The following is a 17185-nucleotide window of genomic DNA, read 5'->3' as shown; positions in this document are numbered from 1 at the left end:
GCAATGGACGGCGGACGTAAAGGTATTACATATAACTTTGATGAAAATTCAATGATACAGCCAATTGATGAAAATAAATAAATCCTTATAAATCAATAACTTACATCATTAATTTTCGCATAACATATATTATGTTAAATAAATGGTTAAAATAATCAAATTCTCTGTAATTAAGTTTATTTCTCCCTAGCAAAATAAAAACGGCCATATTTGCAAAGTTTTTACAAAATATGACCGCTTGTATTTAAAAACAGAATTTAGCCTAACTGCTTAAATGCCTGTAATAAATCTGCTTTAATATCTTCAACGTGTTCTAAACCTACAGAGAAACGTAATAAGGTATTGGTAATACCACGAGCAATACGTTCTTCTTCTGGAATATCCATATGAGTTTGGGTTTCAGGATAAGTAATAAAGCTCTCAGCGCCACCTAAACTTTCAGCAAAGGTAATTAACTTAATGGCTTTAAGGAATTTTGGCACCCATTCTTCTTTTTGTAAGCGGAACGATAACATACCGCTTTTGCCTGCATATAACACGCTGTCAATTTCAGGTTGCTCTGCTAAGAATTTTGCTAATTCTGTTGCGTTAGATTGATGGCGCTCCATTCGTAACGCAAGAGTTTTCATACCACGCACAGCAAGGTAAGAATCAAATGGAGAAAGCACAGCACCTGCACAGTTTTGGAAATAGAATAAACGTTCAGTTAAGTTTTGACCGTTTACTTTCGTTGCTTCAGAATCTTTTGCGACAATTAAACCTGCTAACACGTCATTATGACCTGATAGATATTTAGTCGCACTATGCACAACAATATCCGCACCGTGCTCAATCGGACGGAACAACACAGGGGTTAAGAAAGTGTTATCGACAATTAGCATTAAATTATGTTTTTTCGCAATTTTAGAAATTGCGGCAACATCACACTCCTCCATTAATGGATTTGATGGTGTTTCTACAAAAATCGCTTTTGTGTTTGGAGTAATTGCTGCTTCGATTGCTGATAAATCCGCCGTATTTACATACACAGGCTTTAAGGTATTGTGATTTTTGTGGCTGAAATCAAATAAACGATAAGAACCGCCGTACACATCGCTTGATATAATCCACTCATCAGAGCCTTTGAATAACGACATAATCAGCTGAATGGCTGCCATTCCTGATGCCATTGCAAAACCCGCATCTCCACCTTCTAAATCGGCAATCCCCTGCTCTAACACGGCACGAGTTGGGTTTTTCGTGCGGGTGTAATCCCAACCTGTTGATTCGCCTAAACCATCACGACCATAAGCAGTAGATAGAATAATGGGGGTTGCAACCGCCCCAGTTCTTGGGTCAGTACGGTTACCAATTTGGACTAATGTGGTTTCAATATTATTGAATTTTGTCATTTTTATTATCCTTCAATTATAGATTGTTTAAATCCAGTACATCGGTCATATCAAACAAGCCATTTTGTTTCGTGCTTAACCATTTTGCGGCACGCACTGCCCCGTTGGCAAATGTCATACGGCTAGAGGCTTTATGAGCAATTTCCACTCGTTCGCCCTCATCAGCAAACCAAACCGAATGCTCGCCAATCACATCGCCCGCACGAATGGTAGCAAAGCCGATTTCATCACGTTTACGCTCGCCTGTAATACCGTTACGCTCAAATACGCCGTGTGTTTTTAAATCACGACCAAGCGTTTTTGCGATATGTTCACCCATTGATAATGCTGTGCCTGATGGAGCATCTACTTTATGGCGATGATGAGCTTCAATCACTTCAATATCGCAATAATCACCCATTACTTTTGCTGCTTTTTCAAGTAATTTGAATACTAAGTTCACGCCAACGCTATAGTTAGAGGCAAATACGATACCAATTTTTTCGGAAGCAACTTTAATTGCAGCTTTGCCTTCATCATCAAAACCGGTTGTGCCAATTACCATTTGTTTGTTGTTTTCAGCACAAATCGTAATATGTTCTAACGTGCCTTCAGGACGAGTAAAATCAATCAAAAGGTCAAATTTATCTGCATTTTCAGCAACGTTATCTAAAACCGTAACACCTAACGAACCAATTCCCACTAGCTCACCAGCATCAGCTCCAACAAGCGATGAGCCTTTACGCTCAAAAGCTGCACCTAACTCTACACCTTCTGCATTATGAACTGCGGTAATTAAGTTACGCCCCATTCTGCCGCCAGCACCGACAATCCCGATTTTTAATGTCATATTTGTTCTTTCCTTTGTATTTATTGTTGTTACAAGCGGTTATTTTTTTGATTAATTTTGCAAATAAATTTCTGATGGTAATTTGAATGGTGGATGAGATGAATAATCGACCAATCTTATTACATTACCTAACTTTTGATAATGAAGCACATATTCAGAGGTTCTTTCTCCAAAATCCTTTGTTTTATCATATTGTTTAATACCAATATGGTAATGCCAAAGATGATGTTTTTGGGCGTAAGAAACTTTTTCACGCCATTTAGGATCATTAGTTGGTACATTATCAGAAGATTTATTCTTACCTTCTAGATTTTCAAAACCAAAAATCATTAAATGCTGTGCAAATTCAGTAATTGCAAGTTGATCTTGCAAAGGTAAATTTACAAATTCTTTCCTAAATTGCACTGCCATTTCAACAATTAAACCGCTTGAAGTAACCATTGTCTGAGTTCCTCAGGCGATTTTAAGTTACTAGGTAAACGAATAAAATCGTCTTCTACTCGCTCTTTCATTCTCTCCAAATCAAAATTAAATGCCGTAGCATTCGCCAGAGCCTTTTCAATTTTGCGAATATTGGATTTCATACTATCTAAAATCGCGATCGTTCTTGAGCCATCACTAAAATACTGCTGAATATCAAAAATCACGACTTTATTTTGATTGAGGTATTTTTTGAAATCGTCTAAGTCAATTTCAGTCCAAAAATTTGGGTTATTTTCAATTACCTCAATGCAAGCGACTAAAAGCTGATTTGCCATTGTAATTCGAAAATTAAGCAATGAAATTTGCTGCTCGGTTATCGGCTTATCAGTTATTTCAAATGACGGATAAATTGTTGATAACGTTTCTGTCATTGATAAGGGTAAAATTTTCATCATTCCTCCCTATAAATTCAAGTTATTATCCAATTTCTTGCTTAGAAAAACAACTTTCATTTGGCTATTTCTGCCCCATTACCGCAATATGTACGGTAATTTCTTCACGGTCGTGATAGAGATGTTTTGCTTGAATTTTAAACCAGAATCCGTGCTTCGTAAGCTCTTCTTCTAAGAAATTCAGGCAAAGTTGTACTTCTTGATAGCGTTTTTTCATCGGCAGTTTTAGGTTGAAAATAGTTTCCCGACACCAGCCATTGATTAGCCATTTCGCCATTAATTTCGCAATGCGAATGGGCTGCTCTACCATATCACACACTAACCAATCCACTTGCTTACGTTTAGTCGGTTGGAATTTAAAACCATCTTCAGGGCAATGCTCAATTCTACCTGTTTCGTGCAAGCTCGCTGCCATTTTGCCGTGATCGACCGCATACACAAACACACCTCGTTTCACGAGCTGGTAAGTCCAGCCACCCGGGCAAGCACCGAGATCAACGCCTGTCATCGAATCATTAAAGCGTTTCTGTTCTTCTGCTTGTGGGATAAAGGTTAAAATCGCCTCTTCTAGTTTAAGTGTGGAGCGGCTTGGTGCATCAGCAGGGAATTTTAAGCGAGGAATACCCATAAAAAACGGCGATTTATTATGATTATAGGCATAACCGACATAGCAAGCTCCTGAACGAATAAACAGAATATGCAAGCTCACACTACCCTTTGCATTTTCTGATTTACTCAGCCAGCCTTGTTTTTTCATTACTGAACGCAACGGCACAGTAAATTTCCGACAGAAGGTTAATAACTCTTTGGCTTCATTAGTATCAGGCGTTTCAACAAACACATCTGAACTATTACGAGGGTTTAATTCAGCATATTGTTGCAAAATAGGCGAAATTCTGTCATTTTCAGGCAGGTTTTGCAGCAGTTCGCCCACAACAATCATTTGGCGAACAAAAATAAGCTGCTCAAATTTTAGTTCTTGGGCTAATTTATCCGCCTCCCCTGCTTGGTAGCACTCGAAAATGACATAACCGCTGTTTTCTTTGAGGTTCGCAAAGCCAAAAATGCCAAGCTGTGCCGCCTTGTCTGAAATTTCTCCAGCCACTTCTTTTTCAAAACCTGCACGGCAATATAGGGCTAATTTTTTGAAACTTGATTTATTTAACATTAGCGACTTCTCACACTAATATAAATTAAAGCAGTCCAACCGAACATAAAACACAGCCCACCAATAGGCGTAAACCAATGGATAGTCGGAATATCTAATGCTCTTAAGTAAAGATTGCCACTAAACAGCAAAATCCCTAACGCCCAACCTCCGCCGATAATATTAAAGGCTTTAGCTCTACAAGCGGGTGGATTTTGCACAAAATTTGCAACTTGAAACAAGCCTAATGCTAGTAATGCAATGGTATGAAACATTTGGTATTTAATGCCTATATCAATCCAGCCTAATGCTTTAGGTGATAACTGAGCGGACAAAGCGTGGCTGGCAATCGCCCCAAATGCCACCGTGAACAAACCGCTTAATGCGGCAAGAGTGATGAATTTGTTTTTCATAAGGTTTATGGAGATAATTAAGAATGGCTTACTATATCATATTATGAAAGCTAACAAGCGGTGAAATTTTGCAAAAAAATTACAAAAAATCACCGCTTATATCAGAAGATTGTAGAGATATTTTATACATAATAAAACAAGCAGCTATTCTCATAACTGCTTGTTTTAAACGTTCTTCATTTATTAATCAAAGATTCTTAATTTTCTCAAAATAAAAATTAATAATGCAGCGCCTAACACACCGAAAAAGATTCCAACCACATTGAAATCTCCCGCTTTATATGCTGAACCAATGCCTAATACATCACCAAATAGCCAACGCCCTAAAGATGAACCAACAATACCTACAATGATATTTTTACAAAGACCACCTTCACTTTTCATTACAATTGAGGCTAACCAACCAATAATAGCACCAACAATAATTGCAGCAATCCAGCCCATAAATACTCCTTGTTTATTTAAAAATCACAAATATAAATTCTGAGCCATTTACTCTACTATAGTAAAAGCAATAACACAACCCTTTTCAGAATTTAATCTAAAAAGTCTCCTGAGCTTCTTTTAATAAACTGTTTGGAATATTAATTTTCAATTCTTTTGCTGTTTTTGTATTAATAGAAAGCTCTAACTTACTTACTTCTTGTGTTGGAATCTCACCAGGTTTTTCACCTTTTAACACTCTGGCAGCAGTTTTACCCGTTGCAGTGCCAATATCATACTGATTCACTGCATAAGCTGCAAGAGCACCACGCTCAACGGTATCTCTGTCTGAGGCAATCACAGGGATTTTTGCTTCTAATGCTGCTTTATGCAAGGCTTCATAAGCAGATACAACACTATTATCTTCTGAAATATAAATCGCTTGTACTTTACCATTTAAACTGCGAGCTGCTGTGCCAATATCTGCACTACGTTGAACTGCAACAGGCACAACATTAAAGCCTTGCTTTTTCGCTTCTTCTTTTAGCTCTTCTAACACAATAGTGGAATTCACTTCACCTGCACTATAAACATAACCGACTGATTTTAATTCAGGCACTAAGGTTTGAATTAATTTCACTTGAGGTGCAATTGGTTTATGATCTGAAATCCCTGTTACGTTCGTGCCTGAAGGCTCCCAAGATTTCACTAATTTTGCTGCAACCGGGTCAGTTACGCCTGAGAAAACAATAGGAATAGAACGAGTTGCAGCTACCACAGGCTGTGCTGAAGGGGTTGTAATCGGAATAATAATATCTGCTTTATCGCCAACAAATTTACGGGCAATTTGTGCGGCTGTTGCAGTGCTGCCTTGTGCGGATTGATAGTCAATTTTGATGTTTTTTCCATCAATAAAACCTTCACGCTCAAGTTCTTCGATCACACCTTTACGAATAGAATCTAATGCTGGGTGATCGACAATCGCCGTAATTGCCACATTTTGAATTTTATCTTGGCTGAATGCAGTAACAGAAAACGCACTTAATACGGCAACTAATAATGTTTTACGAAATTTCATAGATACTCCTTGATTTGAATTTTGCACTATCATAATAGTACAGTTTTATCTAAAGATAAGTAATTTTAGAAATTTGTGCAAGTGGAATTTTTTATTTTTCTATAAACATATTTTAACTGATTAAATATTATCCTTTTTCTTCTTAACCCAATTCTTTGTAAACTCTTTTAGATTATTGTAATAACGTGTAGAATAAGCAGTTATTTTAATTAGAACACTAGAGAGAACTATGAGCGAAGAAATTTTAACGGCTGAAACAGAAACTCGAGCCAATTTTATTACCCATATTATTGATGAAGATTTAGCAAGTGGAAAGCATAACAACGTTTACACTCGTTTCCCACCTGAGCCAAACGGCTATTTACATATCGGACACGCAAAATCTATCTGCCTAAACTTTGGTATCGCTCAAGACTACAAAGGCAAATGTAACCTGCGTTTTGATGACACCAACCCTGTGAAAGAAGATGTGGAATATGTAGATTCCATTAAACAAGACGTTGAATGGTTAGGCTTTAAATGGGAAGGCGAGCCACGTTATGCCTCAGATTATTTCGACCAACTTTATGGTTATGCTATTGAATTAATCAATAAAGGTTTAGCTTATGTGTGCGAACTTTCACCAGAAGAAATGCGTGAATATCGTGGTACTTTAACTGAGCCAGGCAAAAACAGCCCTTATCGTGATCGTTCGGTTGAAGAAAACTTAGCCTTATTTGAAAAAATGAAAAATGGCGAATTTGCTGAAGGTAAAGCAAGTTTGCGTGCAAAAATTGATATGGCATCGCCATTTATTGTAATGCGTGATCCTGTGCTTTACCGTGTAAAATTTGCTTCGCATCACCAAACTGGCGATAAATGGTGCATTTACCCAATGTACGATTTCACGCACTGTATTTCTGATGCAATCGAGCGAATCACGCACTCAATTTGTACGTTAGAGTTCCAAGATAACCGCCGTTTATATGACTGGGTATTGGAAAATATTAGCATTGAGCGTCCGTTACCACACCAGTACGAATTTTCACGTTTAAATTTAGAAGGCACTCTTACTTCTAAACGTAAATTATTGAAATTAGTCACCGATGGCATTGTAGATGGTTGGAACGACCCTCGTATGCCAACCATTTCAGGTTTACGCCGTCGTGGTTATACCCCAGCTTCACTGCGTGAATTCTGCCGCCGTATTGGGGTAACCAAGCAAGATAACGTAGTTGAATATTCTGCTCTTGAAGCTTGTATTCGTGAAGATTTAAACGAAAACGCACCTCGTGCAATGGCTGTGATTAACCCTGTGCGTGTGGTTATCGAAAACTTTGGCGAAAAAGAGATCTTAAAAGCGCCAAACCACCCTAACCGCCCTGAATTAGGCGAGCGTGATTTGCCATTTACCCGTGAGCTTTATATTGATGAAGCAGACTTCCGTGAAGAAGCCAATAAGCAATATAAACGCTTGGTCTTAGGTAAAGAAGTGCGTTTACGCAATGCCTATGTGATTAAAGCCGAGCGTGTGGAGAAAGATGCAAGCGGTCGAATTTCAACTATTTTTTGCACATACGACCCTGAAACATTGGGTAAAAACCCAGCTGACGGTCGCAAAGTAAAAGGCGTGATTCATTGGGTATCGGCTGAAGATAACAAACCGGCAGAGTTTCGTATTTACGACCGCTTATTTACAGTACCAAACCCAGGTGCGGAAGAAGACATCAATGCGGTGCTAAATCCTGAATCATTAGTGGTTAAACACGGTTTTGTTGAGCCAAGTTTAGCACAAGCCAAACCCGAACAAGGCTATCAATTCGAGCGTGAAGGTTACTACTGCTTAGACAGCAAAGATGGTTCGGCAGACAACCTTGTATTTAACTTAACTGTCAGCTTAAAAGAAAGCGTAGCGTTCTAATCTAACTCTCTTCATTCAAATACCAGCAAATATGCTGGTATTTTTTTACTCTCAAAATGACTCATCAAGCATAAAAAAAGCCCCAATTCTTGGGGCCACTCGGAAAGCAAATTTATGTGTTAGGTTGCTAGGTACAACACTTATTCTTGTTGCCTTAAGGTTAAGCGAATTTGCTTATGGTTTCAAACAAATTTTGTAAAAAATGCTAACCAATGTGTAAAATTGTGATCTACTTCATATTTTTCTTGCTTAATGTAGTAAAACTCCAATATAAAAAGCCCTCAATAATGAGGGCTAGTCTTAAAAAGCAAATAATTAAACAATACCTTGCTCTAACATTGCATTTGCCACTTTTTTGAAGCCTGCGATGTTTGCACCGTTTACATAGTTTACGAAACCATCTGCTTCTGTGCCGTTTTCCACACAGTTTTCGTGGATTGCTTTCATAATGTTGAATAAACGCTGATCCACCTCTTCACGGCTCCAAGATAGACGAATTGCATTTTGGCTCATTTCTAAACCTGATGTTGCAACGCCCCCTGCGTTTGCCGCTTTACCCGGTGCGTAAAGGATTTTTTCACCGATAAACACTTCAACACCACCTAATGTGGTTGGCATATTCGCACCTTCTGCCACGCACACACAGCCGTTTTTCACTAACTCTTTCGCATCTTCAGTATCTAATTCGTTTTGTGTTGCACAAGGTAATGCAATATCACATTTCACACCCCAAGGTTTTTGACCGTCAAAGTATTTTAATCCCTGCTCTTGTGCATATACTGATAAACGTTCACGGCGTTCATTTTTAAGCTCTAATAGTGCTTGTAATTGAGCTTCTGTCATACCTGATTCAGGGAATAATACATAACCATTTGAATCAGAAACAGTTAATACTTTACCACCTTTTTGAATCACTTTTTCAGCCGCATATTGCGCTACGTTACCTGAACCTGAGATAACAACGGCTTTGCCTTCAATTTTCTCACCTTTAGTCGCAAGCATGGATTCTGCAAAGTAAACTGCACCATAACCTGTTGCTTCCGGACGAATTAAGCTACCGCCCCAAGTGAGTGATTTACCGGTTAATACGGACGTAAATTCATTGCGTAATTTTTTGTATTGACCGAACATATAGCCGATTTCACGGCCGCCCACACCAATATCACCAGCTGGAACGTCTGTATCAGCACCAATGTGGCGGTATAATTCGCTCATAAACGCTTGGCAGAAACGCATAACTTCTGCATCAGATTTACCTTTAGGGTCAAAGTCTGAACCACCTTTACCACCGCCCATTGGTAACGTTGTTAAAGCATTTTTAAATACTTGTTCAAAGGCTAAGAATTTTAATACGCCTAAATCTACAGTTGGGTGGAAACGGATACCACCTTTGTACGGGCCGATTGCTGAGTTCATTTGAACACGGTAGCCACGGTTTACTTGGACTTGACCTTTATCATCTACCCAAGTTACACGGAAACTAATCACACGCTCTGGCTCAACAATGCGCTCTAATAAACCTTGCTGAGTATATTTTGGGTTTTTAGCTAAGAATGGGGCAAGGCTACCAAATACCTCTTCAACCGCTTGGTGGAATGGTGCTTGGTTAGGATCGCGTTGTTTGATTTTTTGGAAAAGGGCATTTAAATCGTTCATTGGATACTCCTGAAATTTTTATGTGATGTTGTGTTTAAGATGTACGAAGTCTAACAAGCAAATTTATGTTTGAAAAGAGGGATTAGAAAAATTTATTATGAAAATTAGAAAAACTAAGCCTAAATGCTGTTTTTTTATGCAAAATAGAAAACCCATCTTATTTACAAGATGGGTTTATTGCATTTTAAGTATAAATTCGTTATTTATGCCCTACATTTGCATTGCTATCGTCAATTTTTGAAACCAATCCATTTGAATCAAAATAAACAAATAAATTACGTTGCTCAGGGTCTTTGTAGGCTTCACGTTTAATAAAGACATAATCCCAACGGTAGGTTTCAAAAATGTTTTTAAGCATTGGCGTTCCAAGCAGATATTCTACTTGTTCGGGTGTCATACCCACTCTCAGTTGATCGATTTTATCTTGCTCTAAGTAATTGCCCTGCGGCACATCAATTCGATACACCACTTTTTCTACTGTTGAACAGGCTGTTACACTCATTGCAACTAAAAGGGCTGCTAAAAGAGATTTCATTTTCATAGATTTGACCTTTTGATAATACAAAATTCAGATAATTAGATAATACCTAAACCAGCAAAAATTTTCCATTATTTATTACGTTCTAGCTGATCACGCAAGTTAGCTGGTAATCCTTTGATTGTTAAAGTATCGTTTAGTTCATCCCAAATCAAACGTTCGCCTAACAATTCTGCATTAAAACTAATGGTAACGCCTTTTCCTGAACCTGAAAACTTAGTAAGTGTTTTTAACGCATTACGCATTGGCGGAATGTTTTCTTCTAAGCCATATTCCTGATCTTGAGTGAATTGTGCAAAATCCATCTCATTTAGCGTAGGCATTGCATTTGAAAGTTCATTTAGTGCAATTTCCTCACCACTACTCATTTGCCCTTTGCAATAATCAAATACTTGCTTTTTAACTTCTCTCGTTTGTGGTGCAGATAATTCCCCTTGCTCACAATAATCACTTACCGCTTGCAACAAGGTTTGATTTTGTAATTGTGGGTTAAAACCTTCTTCTGCACTTAAGAAATCCATAAAGAAATCAGCAATCTTACGCCCTACTCTGCCTTTTACAAAGGTTAAATAACGGTTTGAGGTCGCGTCAAGTTTCAATTCAGTTAAATTAATACGACAAGCAATATCATATTGAGCAACTTCTAAATATTGTGTGCGTTTAATCTCTAACTTTTCATCAACCAACATTGAGTTACGGCTATCAATTAAAGCAATAAATAGATACTCTGTGGCTAGAAATGTATAACGGCAAAGAATAAATGTACCGCCATCAGCAAACGGATATTTTACCAATTCTGTTGCCAACATTTTGGCACAACTATGGCTAAACGGTAGAAAATCGATCTCTTTTTCCAGTAAACGATTAAGTTGCTGGGCAAATACCGATTCTGGCTTAAATATACCATAAGCCTTAGCCTTACCTTGATAAGCTTGATGCAGTTGCAACATCATTTGATCAACTTCAGGTGAAATCTCTAAGAGATTTTCACGCAAAAACGTATTGAGTTCTGGATTTTCGCCCTCTGTTTTATTTAATTGATGCAATACGACTTCTGAAACATTAATGCTCATTTATTCACTTCTCTTTATTCCAAATAACAGAAAAAGATATTATCATTAATCCACTCATTTTTCATTATTAAGGAGAATTAAAGATGCCAACTATTATTCATACAGAAAATGCACCTGCTGCAATCGGTCCTTATGTTCAAGCGGTTGATTTAGGAAGTATGGTTTTCACTTCAGGTCTAATTCCGGTGAATCCTGAAACAGGGGAAATTCCAACCGATATCGTTCAGCAAACCCGCCAATCACTCAATAATGTCAAAGCGATTGTTGAACAAGCTGGCTTAACGGTTGCAGATATTGTCAAAACTACGGTATTTGTAAAAGACTTAAATGATTTCGCCATTGTAAATGCGGAATACCAAGCCTTTTTCCAAGAACACGAACATCCTAACTTCCCTGCACGTTCTTGTGTTGAAGTAGCACGTTTACCAAAAGACGTTGGTATTGAAATCGAAGCTATCGCTATTCGCAGATAACAAGCGGTTATTTTTTTGAGATTTTTTGCAAATGGATAACATTATCCCAAATTGGAATATTCCCAAGCATATTCACGCATTTACCACTATCAGAACAGGCGGGGTCAGCAAGCCGCCTTTTGATAGTTTTAATTTAGGTAACCACGTCAATGATGATCCTCAAGATGTGGCTCAAAACCGAGCATTGCTTGTGGAGAAATTTCATTTACCACAATCCCCGCTATTTCTCACACAAACACACAGCACGAGAGTGATTGAACTCCCCTACTCAGGCGAAGATATTGAAGCAGATGCGGTTTACACTAATCAGCCTAATCAAGTCTGTTTAGTGATGACGGCAGACTGTTTACCAGTGCTGTTTGTGAGTAAAGACGGAAAAGAAATTGCCGCTGCCCACGCAGGTTGGCGAGGATTATGCGATGGCATTTTGGAAGAAACAGTCGCAAAATTCCAATGCCCACGCAATGAAATTTCTGCTTGGTTAGGGCCTGCAATCAGCGAAAAAGCCTTTCAAGTTGGAAAAGAGGTCATTGAGCAATTTTGTGCATTTGACCCAAGAGCAGAAGAGGCATTTATTCAAGATAGCTCTACAAGCGGTAAGTTTTTGGGAAATCTTTACCAAATTGCTACTCAACGCCTCAATAAACTCGGTATTACCGAGATTTCAGGCGGAGAATACTGCACTTATACCCAAGTAGATCTATTTTTCTCTTATCGCCGAGATAAACAAACTGGACGAATGGCAACCTTAATTTGGCGAGAAGAATAATACTCTACATCTATTCTTAGCTCGCTTAATAATTAACCGAGTAATCTTATACTACTAGACGACTACTCGGTTTTTCTTTATAATCCACATCACTCTATCCCCCCATAGCTCAGTGGTTAGAGCAGGCGACTCATAATCGCTTGGTCGCTGGTTCAAGTCCGGCTGGGGGGACCATCTAAGCGTTGCATATTGTCTTTCATTGTCTCAAATTTACTATAAAATCAAGAACTCAGATTCTTTTATAGTCTCTTATTGTCTTCTTTAGTTGCATTGTATCTTAGCGTTTATGATCCCTAAAATGATCCCTATTTTGAAAACGGGAAAATTTAGGGATCATAAACTTCGATAAACCCTTATATATCAAGGATTAGAAGAAATGACTGCAACTAAAAAAACACTTTCAGACACATTACTAAAAAATCTTAAATATTCCCCAAATGCGAAGCCTATCGCAGACAGTAACGGGCTATTTATTCTTGCACAGAAAAAAGCGAAAGTATGGATTTATAGCTATATCAGCCCCAAAACAGGCAAGCGAAGCACAAAAAAATAGAATCGGTAGCTATCCGCAAATGAGCTTAGTGGAACAATCCCCACAGGTATTTGAACAAATCGCACGTCTTTAAAATATTAAATTAAGAGAAAGCACTATTTGCGATGTAGCAGGAGATAAAACAATGTTTGATGAATTAAAAATAGCCCAAGCGACCGCCTATTTGCTACATAAGGCAGGCGGAACAATGGAGCAAGCGAGATTGAAAGCATTTTAGAGCAACAGACAGAAAAAGGAAAAATGGATAACCTTTTCAAGGGCTTAATCAATGCTTGAAGTCAAAAGACAAGCAACTATTCTTAGACCGACCAACTACGGCAAGGTAGAGAACTCCTACAAGCATTTATATATTCTGCTTACCGATCCTTGTTTTGATGGAGAAACCGGTAAAGGAGATATGATTTTAAGTGTAAACTGCTCAAGCATTAAAAACGAAAAAGCACTTGATGAAACTTGTATTTTAAAGGCAGGAACACACGAATTTATTACACGGAACAGCTTCATTTTCTACCGCCATATAAGAATTGATTCGTTAGATGAGATTAAGGCAAATATAGAAGCCGAAAAGCCCTAATTAATGATGAAGCCTATCAACAAATACTAAAAGGCGTACTATCGTTAAAATCAGTAACGCCTAGATATAAACGCTTCCTAAAAAATGCAATCCGCCAAAGTGCTTGCCCTGATATTCTAGCCGAAACTTAAGCCGTTGATGAAAATTAGCGGTTTTTTGCCCTTTAACCACTACCAAAACCGCTAATATTTCCCCTCTAAAAGTGGCTAACAGTGGATAAAAACCAAAGTTCCCCACTTAACCCACTGAGTGGGTTAAATTTCAAAAAGTTTTAAATTTTTTCTTTTATTCAAAAATAAAATTTCCCAAGAACTAATTTTTAGCTACGGCGATAGCTCGAAATATCTGTTTATAAAATAACCTAATTAATAAAGCATTTTGGATTTTAGTTATATCCTGAAAAATCAAATTAGAAAGAAACCTTATCCATCAATACTTGAAGCTATTAAGTTCAAGTCTTGCCCAGGCACCATTTGACTAAATTTAGTTCAACAGCGCTAAACGAAAAGACCTTAGAAAGCCTGTAAAATCAACGTTTACAGGCTTTTTTGTTGTTTTAGCTCAATGGCACTAAACATTTCATATCGCAAATTTTAAGTAGCCTAGCAAATTTTCCGCCAAATATGACCGCTTGTAATGCCGTTAGGTTATTGCCTGGCGGCCTTTTTGTTACAGCTCTTATATTTTTTACACCAAAGTTCAGAAAAAAGTCACTTTTATCACTAACATTAAGATGAAACCTTGATACAAAGCTTGGGCTTCGGTGATGTTTAAAAAATATCACTTTTTTCAATAATTGTGACAAATCTCTCAGATTTTTTTATTTTTCTGTGCTTAAATCTTAATCATAAAATGCCGTTACAATTACTTGCTATCTGGTATTTTATACATAAGATTGAACCATATAATAGCTGTTCAGCTAAAAATTAGTTTTTGCACTTTATCCCCCTAATGGAGAAAATGATGATAAAAATCAATCAGTTAATCATATCCCCATACTTTTTCCTAAGTATTTTATCTGCTTCCGCTAACTCTGATTTTTGGAAAAGCGACCTTAATTTTAATCTCACAAATATTACCAAGCGTGTCGGAGTCGATAACTTTACCACTCCAGTAGCTGGCGAGCCTTGGGCTGGTATTGGTCCAAATGGTGAAGCTGCAGGTACTGCGCCATTATATTATAGCCGTATTCCAGCTATGCAAGTTACCGAAGATAACAAATTAGTTGTTATGTTTGATTTACGCTGGAATCGTGCGTATGACCAAGATCGTATTGATCCTGGTATTGCGATTTCTTCCGATGGTGGCCATACTTGGACGAAGAAAACCGCTTGGTCTTTTGATAGAACTAATCACCCAGCACGCCGTTCAATGGATCCAACGCTATTACATAATCCTATTGATAATAGTTTATATGTAATGCACGGAACTTAGTCTATGTCGGTTCAACAATGGTATGGTGGGCGTGTTCCTCACTTTAATAGTGGCAGCTGGGCAGCTACCATTTATAAATCTACTGATGGTGGTTTAAATTGGGAGAAAAATACTGAGTTTAGTAAATTCAGCAATTTAGACGTATTTTCTAAAGTCACCAAAAATGGAAAACCTACCTTAGGCTTTTTAGGCGGGGTCGGATCTGGAATTGTAATGCAAGATGGTACGTTGGTTTTCCCAATTCAAACCGCACATCAAAATGGTATTGCGACCACTATTATGTATTCTAAGGATAATGGGAAGACTTGGGATATGCCAGAAATTAACAACCCAGTTGCACCGAACCAAAGTTCTTTAGAAAATATGGTGTTTGAACTCGAACCGGGTAAGCTAGTGATGACTGGACGAGGAAACAGTCGCTGGGCATACTCTTCTACTGATATGGGTAAGACCTGGGAATTATTTACTCCAACTAATGGATTATTACCAACTAGCTCACAACCAACTCAAGGCTCTTCTATCTATGTAACACTACCAAATGGTCGAAAAGTGCTACTAATCTCTAAACCAGATGGAAAGAATGATGGGTGGAAAAGGGGTGATATTACACTTTGGATGCTAGATGCAAAAGATCCATCGCACAAACACAAGGTGCATATTATTCGTCCAGGTTCAGGTAATGCCGCTGGTGCTGGTTATTCCTCTTTAGCCTATAAAGAAGGGAATTTATTTGTTGCTTTTGAAAACGATGGTGATATTTCAGTAAAAAATTTAACTGAACATATTGCTGAAATGGAAGCAAAAGCTATCGAATGGGGATTACCAGATGAACTTACTCCTGCTTTGGATAAAATCAATGCACTGCCTTATCTCAATAAAGCTCAAAAAGAGACGCTAGTCGAAAAAATGCGTCGTGCTAATGATACTGCGATTGCACAATCTTTTGTGATTAACAAAGAAATGTATAATCTGAAAAACAATAGTGATGAGCTGGATAAATTGGCAAAAAATATTACTAAAGCACTGCCGTCTCAACAGAATATTTATCAAAGAGCCTTAGCTTATGTGAATAAAGTCACCAATACAGCGGATACCACTTATTTAAATTATAATGGTATTATGGATACGTATGCTAATTTATATGAAAGCTATTTGGCTTTAAATACTAAATTAGACTTCACTCGCTACATCCAAAAAGCGAGAAAGTTCAATGAATATAACACTGATATTTTATATCGTAGCTTTGATAATTTCTTTGCCCATTACGACACAGGTGTAAAACACAATAATCTATCCTTAGGCTTGAATACAAAATTAAGTGAGAATTTACGTGGTGGCTTATTCTTTGAATACAGTAATAAAAATCGTAATAGCGTACAAATTGGTGCAAGAGCTAAATATGAAATGGATAATCACCAACTTTCTGGCTTCTTACGCTATCGTGGCGTAAAACATAAAGATATGCTAGCACGTAATAACAGTGTTGATGGCTACCTAAATTATGCTTATCGTATTCAATTAGATGATAAATTAAGCATTAGCCCATCAGTTGGTGCTTACGTTTCACGTTCTTCTCGCTCATTAATAGATGAAGATCTTGCGATTAATAGCCGCACGGTCTATGCAAGTGATGTAGGATTGAATATCCATTATAAGCTAAATGATATTGATGCTTATATTCGTCCAAGTATAGGGTTTGTCAATGGTGATATAACTTTATCTCAATCTAATGATATGACAAACACATACAAAATAAAGGATAAAAGTAACGTGTATTCTGTCACGACAGGGTTGAAAAAACGCTTTGCAAATGGTGTGGCATTAGGGGCTGATTTCAAATTACATCGTTATGGTTCTCAAACTACTGAAAGTAATTTCGGTCTAAATGTAAGTTATAACTGGTAATACCGTAAACTGATTACGATTTAAAAGTTAGACTAGCCCAAGACTGAGTTCTATATTCCATAGAGCTCAGTCTTTTAATTTTTCTTTCTCGATAAGAATATTTTATATTTCAACCTTAATCGAGAATGTAATTAGTCGTGAAAATCTAAGTAGT

The 17185-nt window shown here is 37.6% G+C and carries 17 protein-coding genes, 1 tRNA gene and 1 pseudogene; 8 read left to right on the top strand and 11 right to left on the bottom strand.

What is annotated here, in order from left to right:
- Nucleotides 1-3 precede the first annotated feature (3 nt).
- Nucleotides 4-81 carry a hypothetical protein gene (locus tag ACERCG_RS10230; RefSeq protein ID WP_373611969.1) on the top strand — a complete coding sequence of 26 codons (78 nt, stop codon included), beginning with the start codon at nucleotides 4-6 and terminating at the stop codon, nucleotides 79-81.
- Nucleotides 82-257: 176 nt separating this feature from the next.
- Here ACERCG_RS10230 and ACERCG_RS10225 read toward each other — a convergent pair whose 3' ends face one another.
- The 8 genes from ACERCG_RS10225 to ACERCG_RS10190 all read right to left on the bottom strand — a co-directional run bounded on the left by ACERCG_RS10225 (nucleotide 258) and on the right by ACERCG_RS10190 (nucleotide 6156).
- On the bottom strand, nucleotides 258-1391 hold the full coding sequence (locus ACERCG_RS10225; RefSeq protein ID WP_373611968.1) for a methionine biosynthesis PLP-dependent protein: 1134 nt from the start codon (nucleotides 1389-1391) through the stop codon (nucleotides 258-260).
- 16 nt (nucleotides 1392-1407) lie between these two features.
- Nucleotides 1408-2220, bottom strand: a complete 813-nt coding sequence (gene dapB, locus ACERCG_RS10220) for a 4-hydroxy-tetrahydrodipicolinate reductase (RefSeq protein WP_373611967.1) — start codon at nucleotides 2218-2220, stop codon at nucleotides 1408-1410.
- Between the two features lie 51 nt (nucleotides 2221-2271).
- Nucleotides 2272-2661: a hypothetical protein gene (locus ACERCG_RS10215; protein WP_373611966.1), complete on the bottom strand. Its 390-nt coding sequence runs from the start codon at nucleotides 2659-2661 to the stop codon at nucleotides 2272-2274.
- Nucleotides 2640-3095 (bottom strand): hypothetical protein, encoded by a 456-nt coding sequence (locus ACERCG_RS10210; RefSeq protein WP_373611965.1) that lies wholly within the window; start codon nucleotides 3093-3095, stop codon nucleotides 2640-2642. The genes ACERCG_RS10215 and ACERCG_RS10210 overlap by 22 nt, the downstream gene beginning before the upstream one ends.
- Before the next feature lie 64 nt (nucleotides 3096-3159).
- Nucleotides 3160-4263 carry a 23S rRNA (cytidine(2498)-2'-O)-methyltransferase RlmM gene (gene rlmM / locus ACERCG_RS10205; protein ID WP_373611964.1) on the bottom strand — a complete coding sequence of 368 codons (1104 nt, stop codon included), beginning with the start codon at nucleotides 4261-4263 and terminating at the stop codon, nucleotides 3160-3162.
- The gene (locus ACERCG_RS10200; protein ID WP_373611963.1) at nucleotides 4263-4655 is read right to left on the bottom strand and encodes a DUF423 domain-containing protein; all 393 of its coding nucleotides are present in this window, start codon (nucleotides 4653-4655) and stop codon (nucleotides 4263-4265) included. The genes rlmM and ACERCG_RS10200 overlap by 1 nt, the downstream gene beginning before the upstream one ends.
- Nucleotides 4656-4838: 183 nt before the next feature.
- Entirely contained in the window at nucleotides 4839-5099 is a 261-nt protein-coding gene (locus ACERCG_RS10195) for a GlsB/YeaQ/YmgE family stress response membrane protein (RefSeq protein ID WP_373611962.1), read from the bottom strand.
- A 97-nt stretch (nucleotides 5100-5196) separates the two neighbouring features.
- The gene (locus tag ACERCG_RS10190; protein ID WP_373611961.1) at nucleotides 5197-6156 is read right to left on the bottom strand and encodes an ABC transporter substrate-binding protein; all 960 of its coding nucleotides are present in this window, start codon (nucleotides 6154-6156) and stop codon (nucleotides 5197-5199) included.
- Between the two features lie 229 nt (nucleotides 6157-6385).
- Between ACERCG_RS10190 and glnS the strand changes: the two genes are divergently transcribed.
- On the top strand, nucleotides 6386-8056 hold the full coding sequence (gene glnS, locus ACERCG_RS10185; protein ID WP_373611960.1) for a glutamine--tRNA ligase: 1671 nt from the start codon (nucleotides 6386-6388) through the stop codon (nucleotides 8054-8056).
- A gap of 315 nt (nucleotides 8057-8371) precedes the next feature.
- Here glnS and gdhA read toward each other — a convergent pair whose 3' ends face one another.
- From gdhA to yejK, 3 genes are all read right to left on the bottom strand, one after another.
- Nucleotides 8372-9712, bottom strand: a complete 1341-nt coding sequence (gene gdhA, locus ACERCG_RS10180; RefSeq protein ID WP_373611958.1) for an NADP-specific glutamate dehydrogenase — start codon at nucleotides 9710-9712, stop codon at nucleotides 8372-8374.
- Between the two features lie 199 nt (nucleotides 9713-9911).
- On the bottom strand, nucleotides 9912-10253 hold the full coding sequence (bamE, locus tag ACERCG_RS10175) for an outer membrane protein assembly factor BamE (protein ID WP_373611956.1): 342 nt from the start codon (nucleotides 10251-10253) through the stop codon (nucleotides 9912-9914).
- Between the two features lie 68 nt (nucleotides 10254-10321).
- Nucleotides 10322-11323 carry a nucleoid-associated protein YejK gene (gene yejK, locus ACERCG_RS10170; protein ID WP_373611955.1) on the bottom strand — a complete coding sequence of 334 codons (1002 nt, stop codon included), beginning with the start codon at nucleotides 11321-11323 and terminating at the stop codon, nucleotides 10322-10324.
- Between the two features lie 83 nt (nucleotides 11324-11406).
- Here yejK and ACERCG_RS10165 point away from each other — a divergent pair, with 83 nt between their 5' ends.
- The 6 genes and pseudogenes from ACERCG_RS10165 to ACERCG_RS10140 all read left to right on the top strand — a co-directional run bounded on the left by ACERCG_RS10165 (nucleotide 11407) and on the right by ACERCG_RS10140 (nucleotide 17031).
- Nucleotides 11407-11796: a RidA family protein gene (locus ACERCG_RS10165; RefSeq protein WP_373611953.1), complete on the top strand. Its 390-nt coding sequence runs from the start codon at nucleotides 11407-11409 to the stop codon at nucleotides 11794-11796.
- 31 nt (nucleotides 11797-11827) lie between these two features.
- Entirely contained in the window at nucleotides 11828-12565 is a 738-nt protein-coding gene (gene pgeF / locus ACERCG_RS10160) for a peptidoglycan editing factor PgeF (protein ID WP_373611951.1), read from the top strand.
- 98 nt (nucleotides 12566-12663) lie between these two features.
- Nucleotides 12664-12739 (top strand) — tRNA-Ile (locus tag ACERCG_RS10155).
- A gap of 202 nt (nucleotides 12740-12941) precedes the next feature.
- Complete coding sequence (locus ACERCG_RS10150; RefSeq protein ID WP_373611950.1) at nucleotides 12942-13118, top strand: hypothetical protein; 177 nt, start codon at nucleotides 12942-12944, stop codon at nucleotides 13116-13118.
- A gap of 268 nt (nucleotides 13119-13386) precedes the next feature.
- The gene (locus tag ACERCG_RS10145) at nucleotides 13387-13692 is read left to right on the top strand and encodes a hypothetical protein (protein WP_373611948.1); all 306 of its coding nucleotides are present in this window, start codon (nucleotides 13387-13389) and stop codon (nucleotides 13690-13692) included.
- Nucleotides 13693-14643: 951 nt separating this feature from the next.
- Nucleotides 14644-17031 (top strand): annotated as a pseudogene (locus ACERCG_RS10140) (exo-alpha-sialidase).
- Nucleotides 17032-17185: the final 154 nt, after the last annotated feature.

The organism is Mannheimia sp. E30BD (genome assembly GCF_041807785.1).
Taxonomy (GTDB): Bacteria; Pseudomonadota; Gammaproteobacteria; order Enterobacterales; family Pasteurellaceae; genus Mannheimia.
The sequence above is the reverse complement of the archived record's forward strand: the minus strand, read 5'-3'. Positions and strand labels throughout refer to the sequence as shown.

Bases quoted from the DNA above. Each gene is read 5' to 3' on its own strand.
- ACERCG_RS10230 (WP_373611969.1), top strand. From the start codon at position 4: ATGGACGGCGGACGTAAAGGTATTACATATAACTTTGATGAAAATTCA.
- ACERCG_RS10225 (WP_373611968.1), bottom strand. From the start codon at position 1,391: ATGACAAAATTCAATAATATTGAAACCACATTAGTCCAAATTGGTAAC.
- dapB (WP_373611967.1), bottom strand. From the start codon at position 2,220: ATGACATTAAAAATCGGGATTGTCGGTGCTGGCGGCAGAATGGGGCGT.
- ACERCG_RS10215 (WP_373611966.1), bottom strand. From the start codon at position 2,661: ATGGTTACTTCAAGCGGTTTAATTGTTGAAATGGCAGTGCAATTTAGG.
- ACERCG_RS10210 (WP_373611965.1), bottom strand. From the start codon at position 3,095: ATGAAAATTTTACCCTTATCAATGACAGAAACGTTATCAACAATTTAT.
- rlmM (WP_373611964.1), bottom strand. From the start codon at position 4,263: ATGTTAAATAAATCAAGTTTCAAAAAATTAGCCCTATATTGCCGTGCA.
- ACERCG_RS10200 (WP_373611963.1), bottom strand. From the start codon at position 4,655: ATGAAAAACAAATTCATCACTCTTGCCGCATTAAGCGGTTTGTTCACG.
- ACERCG_RS10195 (WP_373611962.1), bottom strand. From the start codon at position 5,099: ATGGGCTGGATTGCTGCAATTATTGTTGGTGCTATTATTGGTTGGTTA.
- ACERCG_RS10190 (WP_373611961.1), bottom strand. From the start codon at position 6,156: ATGAAATTTCGTAAAACATTATTAGTTGCCGTATTAAGTGCGTTTTCT.
- glnS (WP_373611960.1), top strand. From the start codon at position 6,386: ATGAGCGAAGAAATTTTAACGGCTGAAACAGAAACTCGAGCCAATTTT.
- gdhA (WP_373611958.1), bottom strand. From the start codon at position 9,712: ATGAACGATTTAAATGCCCTTTTCCAAAAAATCAAACAACGCGATCCT.
- bamE (WP_373611956.1), bottom strand. From the start codon at position 10,253: ATGAAAATGAAATCTCTTTTAGCAGCCCTTTTAGTTGCAATGAGTGTA.
- yejK (WP_373611955.1), bottom strand. From the start codon at position 11,323: ATGAGCATTAATGTTTCAGAAGTCGTATTGCATCAATTAAATAAAACA.
- ACERCG_RS10165 (WP_373611953.1), top strand. From the start codon at position 11,407: ATGCCAACTATTATTCATACAGAAAATGCACCTGCTGCAATCGGTCCT.
- pgeF (WP_373611951.1), top strand. From the start codon at position 11,828: ATGGATAACATTATCCCAAATTGGAATATTCCCAAGCATATTCACGCA.
- ACERCG_RS10150 (WP_373611950.1), top strand. From the start codon at position 12,942: ATGACTGCAACTAAAAAAACACTTTCAGACACATTACTAAAAAATCTT.
- ACERCG_RS10145 (WP_373611948.1), top strand. From the start codon at position 13,387: ATGCTTGAAGTCAAAAGACAAGCAACTATTCTTAGACCGACCAACTAC.